Consider the following 12,245-nt stretch of genomic DNA (forward strand, 5'->3'; position numbering starts at 1 on the left):
CCCACCCGCACCCCCGTCCAGCGCGCGTCCCAGCGTCCGCCCACCCCCGCCCCGAGCACGCCAGCGCGCGTCGCCGCGCACGCGCATGCCTGCGCGCCTCCGCCGCGCGCACACCAGCGCGCCTCCACCGTGCGCGCAGTTTCACGGAAAGAGTGGCCATCCGACGCGGAATGACCACTCTTTCCGTGAAACTGCGACGCGCGGGGCGCTACGCGCGGGGCGCGGGGGCCGGGGCGCGGGGGCCGGGGTGGGTGGGACTTAGCGGGGGTCCTCGCCGGGGTTGAGGCGCTGGGTGCGGTGGGACTCGTCCTCGTGCGGGTCGGCCGGCTGGCGCGGGATCGCCTGGGTGGGATCGACCGACGGCGGCGGGCCGAACGGCGGCGCCGGGTTCGCCGGCGGGGCCGGGTTGACCGGCGGCGCCGGGTTCGCCGGCGGGCTCGCGTCGGCCGGCGGGGCGGACTGCGGATGTCCGGGCTGCGGAACGCCCGGGTAGGGCTGGCCGTACTGGCCCGGCGCGGGCCAGCCCGGCTGGGCCGCGCCCGGGTGACCGCCCGGCTGGCCGGCGCCCGGGTACCCGTAACCGCCCGGTCCCGGATAACCCGGCTGACCCGGGACCGGGCCGCCCGGGTGACCCGGCTGGCCGGGGACCGGGCCGCCCGGGTGACCGGGCTGACCGGGGGTGGACCAGCCGGACGACGCCGGCCAGCCCGGCTGCGGCTGGCCGTACACGCCGGGCTGCGGCTTGGGCCGCGGCACGTGGTAGAGCGTGCGCCAGATCGTGTAGACCGCCCAGCCGGCCACCGCGAGGATCCCCAGCCAGGCGAGGCGCACCAGCAGCCCGAGGAAGGAGTCCAGCACCTCCCCCTCGGCCAGCCGGCCGACGGTCCAGATCAGGAACGTGAACGCGCCCAGGACGGCGCTCACCGCGTACTCCGCGAGGGCGACCTGGGTGATCAGCTTCGCCCGGGGTACGACCGGACGGATGTGTGTGGCGAGCAGCACCGCCAGCAACGGCAGTGCCACCGCCTCGACGCCGACGAACGCGAAGAAGCTGCTGCCGGCGCGGCCGGTGAACGTCCCGTACTGGGCGGGTGCGAGGAGCCGGACCAGGCCGACGAAGAGGAACACGGCGTTCGCGCCGAGGAGCACGAGCGCGGCGGGCTCCCGCAGTGGACTGGTCAGGTGCCGGGCGTCGGTGGACGCGGGGTCGGCGGGGCTGGTCACGAACTCCCCCTCGGGCGTGGGCGGACGGTTGCGGACGTGAGCCTAGTCTCCCGGACCACCGGCGGACCGGAGGCGACGCGTACGCGAGGATGGTCGACATGCGCATCGTGGTTCTGACCGGCGGCATCGGTGGCGCCCGGTTCCTGCTCGGCGTCCGGGCGTACGCCCGCGAGGTGGGCGCCGACGTGACCGCCGTGGTGAACGTCGGCGACGACCTGCTCCTGCACGGGCTCAAGGTCTGCCCGGACCTGGACAGCGTCATGTACACCCTGGGCGGCGGAGCCGACCCGGAGCGGGGCTGGGGGCGGGTCGGGGAGAGCTGGACGGTCAAGGAGGAACTGGCCGCGTACGGGGCGGAGCCGAGCTGGTTCGGCCTCGGCGACAAGGACGTCGCCACGCATCTGGTCCGCACCACCATGCTCAACGCCGGATACCCGCTGTCCCGGGTCACCGAGGCGCTGGCCACGCGCTGGCAGCCCGGCGTACGCCTGCTGCCGGCGACCGACGACCGCCTGGAGACCCACGTGGTGGCCGACCTCGACGGCGGCCGGCGGGCGATCCACTTCCAGGAGTGGTGGGTGCGGTACCGGGCGGAGGTCCCCACCCACCAGTTCGTCTTCGTCGGCGCGGAGACGGCGAAGCCGGCGCCCGGCGTGGCGGAGGCGATCGCCGGGGCCGACGTGGTGCTGATCGCGCCGAGCAACCCGGTGGTCAGCGTGGCGCCGATCCTGGCCGTGCCCGGCCTGCGGGAGGCCGTCACGGACGGTCCGGCGCCGGTGGTGGGCGTGTCGCCGATCATCGGGGCCGCGCCGGTACGCGGAATGGCCGACCGGTGCCTGGCGGTGCTCGGCGTGGAGTGCAGCGCCGCCGGTGTCGGCCGGCTCTACGGCCCTCGGGCGGCCGGCGGGCTGCTCGACGGCTGGCTGGTGGACGAGGAGGACGCCGGGACGGTGGTGCCCGAGGTGACGGTCCGCGCGGTGCCGCTGCGGATGACCGACGAGGCGGCGACGGTGGCGATGGTCCGGGCCGCGCTGGAGCTGACGTGAGGCTGGAGATCCTGCCGGTGCCGGGCATCGGTCACGTGTCCGAGGGTGACGACCTGGCGGCGATGATCGCCGGTGCGGCACCGTGGTTGCGCGACGGCGACGTGCTGGTGGTCACCAGCAAGATCGTCTCGAAGGCGGAGGGGCGGCTGGTCGACGTACCCGCCGACGGGCCGGAGCGGCTGACCGCCCGGGACGAGGTGCTGGCCGCGGAGACGGCGCGGGTGGTGGCCACCCGCGGGGCGACCCGGATCGTGCAGACCCGGCACGGGTTCGTGATGGCCTCCGCCGGAATCGACGCGTCAAACGTGGACAAGACCCGGCTGGTGCTGCTGCCGGAGGACCCGGACGCCTCGGCGCGGGCGCTACGCGGCGCGCTGCGGGAACGTTTCGGCGTCGACGTGGCGGTGATCGTCACCGACACGATGGGCCGGCCCTGGCGCAACGGGCTCACCGACGTGGCGCTCGGGGTGGCCGGCATGGACGCGATCCGCGACCACCGGGGCGAGGTCGATCCGTACGGCAACGAACTCCAGCTCACCCAGATGGCCGTGGTCGACGAGCTGGCCGGTGCCGGGGAGCTGATCAAGGGCAAGTGCGACCAGATGCCGGTCGCGGTGGTCCGCGGCTACCTGCGTACGCCCGGACCGGAGGACGGCCCCGGCGCGCGGGTCCTGATCCGGGACGCGGAGCTGGACCTGTTCTCGCTCGGCACCGCCGAGGCGCGGGCCGCCGGGCTGACCGCCGCCGCCATCCTGCCCGAGGGGCCGGTCGGCACCCGGCCGGACCGGGAGGCGGTCGGGCGGGCGATCCTCGCGGTGCGCCCGGCGGTCGCTCCCGGCACGGTCTTCACCCTGGTCACCGACGAGGGGGTACGCGCGGCGCTGGCCGCCACCGTGCCCGGCTGGCCGGCGGAGGCCACCACGCTGGTGCTCGGTTCGCCGGCCACCCCGGTCGAGACGTTCGACCTGGTCCGGTTCGGCGCCGACGTGCACCGGCTGCGCACCGCCCTGTCCGCCGAGGGCATCCCGTCGGTGCTCCTGCGCCCGCCACCCGGCACCACCGCGGTGGCCGCCCTGGCCCTCTGACCGGCGGCCCTCAGGCGTCGAGGACGGCGCGGCCCAGCGGGGTCAGGGTGTGCAGCACCGTGTTGCGGTCCCGGTGGCTGACCAACAGGCCGGCGTTGCGCAGCACGGTGGTGTGCTGGCTGGCCGCGGCGGCCGAGATGCCCAGCCGGCGGGCCACCTCGCCGGTGGTGCAGCCCTCGTCGCTCGCCTCCAGCACCGCCGCGCGGGTCCGGCCGAGCAGCGCGGCGAGTGCCTCCCGGCCCATCCCCGAGGAGGCGGGCCGGTCACCGTCGGTCGGGGCGAGGCCGCCCAGCCGGTCCACCGGGTAGACCAGGACCGGGGGCAGCGCCGGGTCGAGCAGGGCCACCGGCGTACGCGCGCAGAAGAACGACGGCACCAGCAGCAGGCCCCGCCCGTCCAGGTGCAGTTCGCGACTGCGCGGGTAGTCGCGGACCTCCAGCAGGCCCGACTCCCACCGCACCGCCGGCCGCAGGCTGGCCAGCAGCCCCTCGACCCCGCCGTCGAGCAGCGCCCGGGCACGGCGGGTCCGGTCGGCCTCCACCGCCGCCTGGATGCGTTCCCAGTACGGGCCGAGCGCCAGCGCGTGGTAGTCGGTCATCGCGGCGGTCAGGTGGCGCAGCGCGGCGGGCTCCCCCCGGGACAGTGACACCGCCCCGTCGGGCAGCCCTCCCCCGGCGGCCAGCAGCGACAGGTCCCGGCGCAGCAGCGACGCCGGTGTGCTGCGTACCGCCTCCAGGCCCGCCTCGAAGCCGGACACGCTCGCGTACGGGGTGAGGAAGTCGGGAAAGTAGCCGCGCGGCGGGTTCAGCGCCATCAGCAGGCGCATCCCCGGCGAGCGGCTCTGCGCCCGCAGGCCACGGGTGACGCCACGCCGCCATCCGGCCAGCAACGGATCCCGGCTGCGGCCGGGCAGCAGGTGCAGACTGAGGACCAGTTCCCAGACCGGGTCCGCGGCCGGCGCCACCCGGGTCCGGAGGATGTCCTCGGCGGTGAAGTGGATCTTCAGCATGGAGCGCTCCCTGCCGCCGGCAGAGGGGTTGCCGGGCGACGTTTCGCACTGTACCGGGCGTTACGGTTCTCCATCTTTAAGCCAGAGCTGAAAGACCTCGACGCTCACCTGCCGCTTTCGGCATGCTTCCCGTGCCCGGACCGGGCCGGGACGTCACCGACGCCGGCTCACCGGGACCTCGGGGGCGGGGTGGACCGGCGGCCCCGGGCGGCACCGTACGAGGGTCTGCGGCTCGACACGTCCGCAGAGGTGCCGCCCCGGTCGCCGGTCCGAACCCGGCTCAACCCACGGCCCAGCCCACGAATCCGCCGCCCGTAGAGTGACCAGGTGCGCTCGGATGAAAGGAAGGGCCCCCTGTTAACGCCTGGTGTAGTAGAAGGGCCCCTTCCTAACGCGGAGCTGCACGCGGACACCCGCACCGTGCTGCGCGGGTGGGTGCCGACGTCGTCGGCGGCGGCGACCGCCCGGGACCGCACCCTGGAGCTGCTGGAAGCCGGGCCGGTGACGCTGGGCCGGGAGCACCGCGCCGGGCACGTCACCGCCAGCGCGCTGGTCCTCGACGCCACCGGTTCCCGGGTGCTCCTGTGCCTGCACGGCAAGTTCCACCGGTGGGTGCAACTCGGCGGCCACTGCGAGCCGGGCGACCGTACGCTGGCCGGCGCCGCGCTGCGCGAGGCGACCGAGGAGTCCGGCATCGCCGGCCTGCGGATCGACCCGGTGCCGATCGACGTGGACATCCACCCGGTCGGCTGCCAGGGAGGCTCGTTCCACCACGACGTACGCTTCGCCGTCCTCGCCCCGCCCGGCGCGGTGTGCGCGGTCAGCGACGAGTCCGACGACCTGGGCTGGTTCCCGCCGGACCGGCTGCCGGAACCGCTGGCGGGCGGGACCGCGAAGCTGGTCCCACCCGCGTTGGCGGCCCTCAGACGAGCCCCTCTGCGCCCCGTTCCTTGAGTTCGTCGACGATCTTCTTGACGTCCTGGGCGCGGTCACGCGGGCACACCAGCAGCGCGTCCGGCGTGTCGACCACGATGAGGTCGCGCACCCCGATGGTGGCCACCAGCCGCCCGGAGTAGGGCACCACCACCAGGTCGCGACTGTCCCGCAGCAACACGCCGGGCTTGGCGTCCGCGCCGAGCACCACGTTGCCGTCGGCGTCGGCCGGCAGCACCTCGCCGAGGGTGTGGAAGTCGCCGACGTCGTTCCAGCCGAAGTCGCCGGGGACGGTCGCCACCCGGCCGGCGGTCGCCGCACCCTCCATCACCGCGTAGTCGACGGAGATCTTCGGCAGCGTCGGCCAGACCGTGCCCAGCACGTCGTCCTGCCCGTCGGTGCCCCACGCCGCCGCGATCGCGACGATGCCGGCGTGCAGCGCCGGCTGCTGACGTTCCAGCTCGGCGAGGAAGACGTCGACCCGCCAGACGAACATGCTGGCGTTCCAGAGGTGCCGGCCGGAGCGCACGTACGTCTCGGCGACGTCGGCGCTCGGCTTCTCCTTGAACTCGGCGACCGGCCGCAGCGGGCCGTCGCCGCTCGGCGTGCCGGTCTCCAGGTAGCCGTAGCCGGTCTCGGCCCGGGTCGGGGTGATCCCCACCGTCATCAGCAGCCCCTGCTCCGCGCCGACGACGGCCTGCCGGACGACGTCGCGCCAGCGGTCCGGGTCACCGATCAGGTGGTCGGCGGCGAAGGAGCCCATCACCGCCTCCGGGTCCCGCTGCGCGATGACCGCGGCGGCGAGCGCGATCGCCGCGCACGAGTCCCGTGGCGACGGCTCGACCAGGATGTTCTCCTCGGGAAGCCCGGTCAGTTGGCGCGCCACCGCCGCGACGTGCGCGGCCCCGGTGACCACCAGCGTGCGTTCCGGTGTGGCCAGCGGACCCAGTCGCTCCACCGTGGCCTGCAACAGCGAGGCGGCCGAGCCGGTGAGCGGATGGAGGAACTTGGGATGACCCGCGCGGGACAGCGGCCACAACCTTGTGCCGCTGCCGCCCGCCGGGATGACGGCGTAAATCACCCGCACATCATGCCCGACCCACCTGAAAGGGAAGACCCGGTCAGCGTGACCAGCACGGGTCAGGCCCGTGCCCGGGTCCAGGCGGCGATGTGCACCTCGGCGCTGGACTCCCAGGTGAACTCCTTGGCCCGGTCGAAGCCGGCCTTCGCGAGGGTCAGCCGGCGCTGCTCGTCGTCGAGCAGGGCCGCCAGGTCCGTCGCGATCTGGTCGGGGGCCTCACTGGTGTACGCGACGGCGTCGCCGCCGACCTCCGGCAGCGACAGCCGCGGTGTGGTCAGGACCGGGGCGGCGCACGCCATGGCCTCCAGGATCGGCAGCCCGAAACCCTCGCCGTACGACGGGTAGGCCGCGACGAGCGCCCCACCGAGGAAGCCGGGCAGGTCGGCGTAGCGCAGGTAGCCCGGGCGCAGCAGCCGCAGGTGCGAGGGCACCTCGGCCACCGCCCGATCGATGTCGTCGTCGTGGCCCTGGCCGCCGGCGATCACCAGGGCCGGCGGGTCCGTCCGGTCGCCCACCGCACGGGCCCAGCCGCGGATCAGATTGGGTACGTTCTTGCGCGGTTCCTTCGCCCCGAGGAACGCGACGTAGGTGGAGCCGCCCAGCCCCAACCGGGCCCGGACCCGCGCCTTCTCCTCCTCGCTCGGCGCGTGGAAGGCGGCGTGGTCGACGCCGTGGTAGGCCACGTCGATCTTCGTCGGGTCGGCGTCGAGCAGCCGGATCAGCTCGTCCCGGGTCGCCTTGCTGGGGACGATCACCCGGTCCGCGCGCCGCAGCGACGTCTTGATCGCGCTGCGGAAGAAGGTGCGGCGCGACTTGTCGTAGTGCTCCGGCTCGGTGAAGAACGTCGCGTCGTGCACGGTCACCGTCACCGGACAACCGGCGCGCAACGGGCAGGTGTAGAACGGCGAGTGCAGCACCTGGGCGCCGACCTGCTGCGCCAGCAGGGGCAGGCCGGTCTGCTCCCAGGCGAGCCGGGCCGGACGGTGCGCCACCGCGGCCGGGGCCGGGATGATCTCGGCACCCGGAAGCATCCGGGTGTAGCGCTCCAGGTCGGTGCGGAGGCTGACCACGGCCAGTTCCACTCCCGACCCGCACACCTTGCCGAGGGCGCCGAGCAGGCCGTCGACGTATCGACCGACGCCGCCACGGTCGGCGGGGACACTCGTGGCGTCGATGAGCACGCGGGGCGGGCGACCGGCGGTCACGGGGCGACTCCTTGCACTGGCGGGTCTGTGGGGAACAACACTCCGGGGCAAGCCTACGCCGCGGGCCCCGGCGGGCGGTGACTGCGACCCGACGGTACGCCGACTTGTCACTACCCTTTCCTACGGCCCGCGGGGGCGTATCGTTCGCGCCGATGGCCGAGAACATTTCCCGGGTCTTCGCCGACGCGACTGCGGCCGACCCCACCCGACCGTTGCTGACCTGGTACGACGACGCCACCGGCGAGCGGACCGAGCTGTCCGGGGCGACGCTGACGAACTGGGTGTCCAAGACCGCCAACCTGCTCGTCGACGAGTTGGGCCTGGGCTCCGGCGGCACCGCCGGCGTACTGCTCCCGCCGCACTGGCAGACCGCGGCGGTGCTGCTCGGCTGCTGGTCGGCCGGTCTGACCGTGGCCGAGGCACCGGGTGACGTGGATGTTCTCTTCGCCGCCGTCGACCGGCTCCCCGACGCGGAGAAGTGGTCGGCCGGCGACCGGTACGCCCTCGCCCTGGACCCCTTCGCGCTGCCCCTGCGGCATGTGCCGGCGGGCTTCGCCGACTACGTGCTGGAGGTACGCGCGCACGGCGACCACTTCACGCCGTACGCCGCCGGGGGTGCGGAGCTGGTGGAGCGCGCCCGGCGACGCGCGGACGAGCTCGGCCTCGCCCGCGGCGCCCGCGTGCTGATCGACACGGCCGCGCATCCCGACCCGCTCGACTGGCTGCTGGCCCCCCTGACCCGACGTGCCACCGTGGTCCTCTGCGCCCACCTGAACCCCGCCAACCTCCCCACGCGCACCGCGTCCGAGAACGTCACCCAGACGCTTCCCTGACCTCGGCGCGCCCCTTTCGGGTGCGGCAGTTGGCAGCGACGGCCTACGGCACCCGGCCGTCGACCGGGCCGGTCTGGGCCGCCGGCGCCGACTCGTCGACGACCCGGGGCGGGTAGCCGAGGATCTCGACGAGATCACCGGTCGTCGCGGCGAAGGCGTCGTAGATCTCGTCGTCGAAGTGGTTGCGCCAGTCGCCGGCCTTGCCCTTGCGGTAGTGCGAGATCTGGCCCGCGGCCGCCCGGTCCTGGCGCATCTTGGAGAAGCTGTAGCGGGCCAGGAGTGCCTCCAGCTCCGCCGGCGGCAGGACGATCCCGCAGTGCCGCATCAGCTCGTCCACCTGTTCCTGCTGCCGCTCGCTGGTCAGGTCCTCGTAGCGGAAGATCCGGAAGGTCTCGGAGGGCGGGGCGACCGCCCACGACCGGAGCTGCTTGAAGGTGTATCGCCGGGAGAGGCGCTCGATGACGTACAGCAGCCCCTCCTTCATCGGCTTCTCCCGCAGGATCTTCCGGGCCTGCGGGATGTCACCCATCGGAGCGTGCGAATTACGCAGCGAGAAGTAGCTGGAAACGACGATGTCCCGCGGGTCCCGCATGACGAAGAAGGCGCGATACCGCTCGGGCTTCTCGATCTTCTTGAATTTCGGGTAGGAGTGGAAGAGCGCCAACGCCGCGCGGCCGGTCGGTACGACGGGGATCGGGAGTCGCCCGTGGAAGCGCGGGTCGAAGGGCAGCAGGCCGGAGTAGCGGTAGACCACGGGGTCGCTGAAGAGCGCCTTGATCCATTGGCTGCCCGTCTTGTGCACCGTGCAGTGATAGATGTTCTGGAACTCGCAACGGCTGACCACGGGAACGGTGAGCCGCATTCTCGCGTTGTGAGCTTCGAGTTGTGCGCGTCGCGCGACGATTCGCAGCGAATTCGGCGTGACCTGCTTGGTGAACTCGATGGCGCGCTTGGTCATGTCAACCCTTGTCGTCTGTGCCTCAACCTTGCCGGTGGAACCGTCAACACGGTACTTCTGATGCCTCCCACAGGCGATAGCTGACAGTCCGCGCTCTTCCGCTCCTCCGCCGACCTGGGTCAGGGGTGGGTGGGGGTGCGGCGTTGGGCGAATGTGGCGAAGGCGGCCAGGGACTCGGGGTTGGCCAGGGCGCCCTTGGCCGCCGCCGAGTCGACCGGGGTGCCCGTCAGGATCTTCTTCACCGGCACCTCCAGCTTCTTCGCCGAGAGGGTGCGCGGCACGGCCCGCACCTGGTGGATCTCGTCCGGCACGTGCCGGGGTGACAGGGCGGTACGCAGCTCGCGGCAGATCGTCCGGCGCAGCTCGTCGTCCAGTTCCAGCCCCTCGGCGAGCACCACGAACAGCAGCAGCTCACCGGCGCCGCCCTCGTCGTCCTCCAGGTGCACCACGACCGAGTCGACGACCTCGGCCAGCCCCTCCACCACCGAGTAGAACTCGGCGGTGCCCAGCCGCACGCCGCCCCGGTTCAGGGTGGCGTCGGAACGGCCGGTGATCACGCAGCCGCCCCGGGAGTTGATCGTGATCCAGTCGCCGTGCCGCCAGACGCCCGGGTAGAGGTCGAAGTACGCCTCCCGGTAGCGGCTGCCGTCGGCGTCGTTCCAGAACCCGACCGGCATGCTCGGCATCGGCTCGGTGATCACCAGTTCGCCCAGTTCCCCGATGACCGGGGTGCCGTCCGCCGAGCGGGCCTCCACCTTCGCGCCCAGCGCCCGGCAGGCGATCTCCCCGGCGTGCACCGGCAGCAGCGGCACCCCACCGACGAAGCCGGTGCAGACGTCGGTGCCACCGGACAGCGACTGGAGCTGGAGGCGGTCACCGACCGTCTCGTACACCCAGGCGAAGCCCTCGGCCGGCAGCGGCGCGCCGGTCGAGCCCAGCCCGCGCAGCGCGGACAGGTCGGCGATGTCCGCCGGCACCAGCCCGGCCTTGCGGCAGGCCAGCAGGAACGGCGCCGAGGTGCCGAAGTACGTGGTGCCGGTCTCCTCGGCCAGCCGCCACAGCGCGCCCAGGTCGGGGTGGCCCGGGTTGCCGTCGAAGAGCACGATCGCCGCGCCCACCGCCGGACCGGAGACCAGGAAGTTCCACATCATCCAGCCGGTCGTGGTGAACCAGAGGAACCGGTCGGCCGGGCCCAGGTCGTGGTGCAGGGCGAGCATCTTCAGGTGTTCCAGCAGGATGCCGCCGTGCCCGTGCACGATCGGCTTCGGCAGGCCGGTGGTGCCGGAGGAGTACAGCACGTACAACGGGTGGTCGAAGGCGACCGGGGTGAAGGTCAGCGACTCGTCGGTATCGGCGGCCAGCTCGGCCCAGGAGAGCGCGTCCGACGGCGTGGCGCCGGACGGGTCCAGGTACGCGATGCCGACGGTGTGCTCCAGCGACGGCAGAGCGGCCCGGATGGCGGCCACCTCGCCCCGGCGGTCCACCGGCTTGTCGCCGTAGCGGTAGCCGTCCACCGCCACCAGCACCTTCGGCGCGATCTGCTGCCACCGGTCGGTGACGCTGCGGGTGCCGAACTCCGGCGCGCAGGAGGAGAAGATCGCGCCCAGGCTGCTGGTGGCCAGCAGCAGCACGTACGTCTCCGGGATGTTCGGCGCGTACGCGGCCACCCGGTCGCCGGCGACGACGCCCAGCCGGCGCAGCCCGGCCGCCACCCGGCGGACCTGATCGCGCAGCTGCGCGGCGGTGAGGGTGACCGGCGGGCGGGTCTGCCCGTGGGCGATCACCACCGGGTCGTCGTCGGCCCGGCCGGGCATCCGCAGCACGTTCTCGGCGTAGTTGAGCGTGGCACCGGGGAACCATTTGGCCCCGGGCATCCCGCGGTCGGTCAGCGTGGCGGTCGGCGGGGTGTGCGCGACCACCTCGAAGTGGTCCCAGATCGAGCGCCAGAACGCGTCCAGGTCGGTGACCGACCAGCGCCACAGCGCGTCGTAGTCGGCGAAGTCCAGCCCCCGGTGCTCCCGCAGCCAGCTCAGATAGTTCCCGATCCGCGACCGCTGGAGTATGTCCGCCGGCGGCGTCCACAGCACGTCACCCACTGCTCCACCCTCCCTCGGGCCCCGGCACGACGCTGTGCATGGGCCGTGGCGCCATCTTGCCCTACCTCGAAGCGCCATTCTCCGCACCGGGTACCGGCGAAGGGGCGTGCCCGCCCCACATGCCGCCGCCGCAACCTGTGTGGGCGGGGTGTAAGGAAGGGCCCCTTATTAACGCCTGGAGTAGTAAAAGGGTCCCTTCCTAACAGCGCAGCGCGCCGCCACGCAGCGCGGCGCGACGCAGCGCCGCGACTCAGCCGGCCCGGTGAGCCTGGATCGCGCGGCGGCGGGCCAACCGGTGGGCCCGTCGGATCTCCGCCTCCCGGAACCGACGCTCGTCCTCCGGGGTCTCCGGCAGCACCGGACGCACCGTCCGCGGGGAGCCGCCCACGTCGACGCCGACGAAGACCAGGTACGCGGTGGCCACCCGCACCGGCTCCTCCTCGGCCGAGTCCCAGCGCTCGGCCACCACCCGCACCCCCACCTCCATCGAGGTCTGCCCGGTCCAGTTCACCTGGGCGTGCGCGTGCACCAGGTCGCCGACCCGTACCGCCTCGGAGAAGACGATCTCGTCGATGGCCGCGGTGACCGCGGTGCCGCCGCTGTGTCGGGCCGCCGCCGCCCCCGCGACGTCGTCGACGAACTTCATCAGCACACCGCCGTGCACCGTGCCGTAGAGGTTGACGTCGACGGCGGTCATGATGCGGCTGAGCGTCACCCGGGAGTACGAGGTCGGCTTGCCCGGCGGCGTGGTCGGAAGGTGCTCGGTCATGGCGGA

11 protein-coding genes are annotated in these 12,245 nt (G+C 73.4%); 4 read left to right on the plus strand and 7 right to left on the minus strand.

Going from position 1 to position 12,245, the window contains the following annotated elements:
* Window positions 1-258: 258 nt before the first annotated feature.
* Window positions 259-1,224 carry a hypothetical protein gene (locus D7223_RS20015; protein WP_120729951.1) on the minus strand — a complete coding sequence of 322 codons (966 nt, stop codon included), beginning with the start codon at window positions 1,222-1,224 and terminating at the stop codon, window positions 259-261.
* Between the two features lie 98 nt (window positions 1,225-1,322).
* Between D7223_RS20015 and cofD the strand changes: the two genes are divergently transcribed.
* On the plus strand, window positions 1,323-2,270 hold the full coding sequence (gene cofD / locus D7223_RS20020) for a 2-phospho-L-lactate transferase (RefSeq protein WP_120729952.1): 948 nt from the start codon (window positions 1,323-1,325) through the stop codon (window positions 2,268-2,270).
* A complete protein-coding gene (locus tag D7223_RS20025; protein ID WP_120729953.1) occupies window positions 2,267-3,355 on the plus strand; it encodes a coenzyme F420-0:L-glutamate ligase in 1,089 nt (362 codons plus the stop codon). Before cofD ends, D7223_RS20025 begins: the two co-directional genes overlap by 4 nt.
* 10 nt (window positions 3,356-3,365) lie before the next feature.
* Here the strand turns inward: D7223_RS20025 and D7223_RS20030 are convergent, their stop codons facing one another.
* On the minus strand, window positions 3,366-4,364 hold the full coding sequence (locus tag D7223_RS20030) for an ArsR/SmtB family transcription factor (RefSeq protein WP_120729954.1): 999 nt from the start codon (window positions 4,362-4,364) through the stop codon (window positions 3,366-3,368).
* Window positions 4,365-4,718: 354 nt separating this feature from the next.
* Between D7223_RS20030 and D7223_RS20035 the strand changes: the two genes are divergently transcribed.
* Complete coding sequence (locus D7223_RS20035) at window positions 4,719-5,318, plus strand: NUDIX hydrolase (protein WP_120730181.1); 600 nt, start codon at window positions 4,719-4,721, stop codon at window positions 5,316-5,318.
* Here the strand turns inward: D7223_RS20035 and D7223_RS20040 are convergent.
* A complete protein-coding gene (locus tag D7223_RS20040; protein WP_120730180.1) occupies window positions 5,287-6,378 on the minus strand; it encodes a mannose-1-phosphate guanylyltransferase in 1,092 nt (363 codons plus the stop codon). The genes D7223_RS20035 and D7223_RS20040 overlap by 32 nt on opposite strands.
* Before the next feature lie 59 nt (window positions 6,379-6,437).
* On the minus strand, window positions 6,438-7,583 hold the full coding sequence (locus D7223_RS20045; RefSeq protein ID WP_120729955.1) for a glycosyltransferase family 4 protein: 1,146 nt from the start codon (window positions 7,581-7,583) through the stop codon (window positions 6,438-6,440).
* Window positions 7,584-7,735: 152 nt separating this feature from the next.
* Between D7223_RS20045 and D7223_RS20050 the strand changes: the two genes are divergently transcribed.
* A complete protein-coding gene (locus D7223_RS20050) occupies window positions 7,736-8,416 on the plus strand; it encodes a TIGR03089 family protein (RefSeq protein WP_120729956.1) in 681 nt (226 codons plus the stop codon).
* 43 nt (window positions 8,417-8,459) lie between these two features.
* On the opposite strand, the gene D7223_RS20055 is transcribed toward D7223_RS20050, so the two are convergent.
* The 3 genes from D7223_RS20055 to D7223_RS20065 all read right to left on the minus strand — a co-directional run bounded on the left by D7223_RS20055 (window position 8,460) and on the right by D7223_RS20065 (window position 12,239).
* Window positions 8,460-9,374 (minus strand): sulfotransferase domain-containing protein, encoded by a 915-nt coding sequence (locus tag D7223_RS20055; protein ID WP_120729957.1) that lies wholly within the window; start codon window positions 9,372-9,374, stop codon window positions 8,460-8,462.
* A 119-nt stretch (window positions 9,375-9,493) separates the two neighbouring features.
* A complete protein-coding gene (locus D7223_RS20060) occupies window positions 9,494-11,470 on the minus strand; it encodes an acetoacetate--CoA ligase (protein WP_120729958.1) in 1,977 nt (658 codons plus the stop codon).
* 250 nt (window positions 11,471-11,720) lie between these two features.
* The gene (locus D7223_RS20065; protein WP_120729959.1) at window positions 11,721-12,239 is read right to left on the minus strand and encodes an acyl-CoA thioesterase; all 519 of its coding nucleotides are present in this window, start codon (window positions 12,237-12,239) and stop codon (window positions 11,721-11,723) included.
* Window positions 12,240-12,245: the final 6 nt, after the last annotated feature.

This window comes from Micromonospora endolithica, from assembly GCF_003626595.1.
GTDB classification, from domain to species: domain Bacteria; phylum Actinomycetota; class Actinomycetes; order Mycobacteriales; family Micromonosporaceae; genus Micromonospora; species Micromonospora endolithica.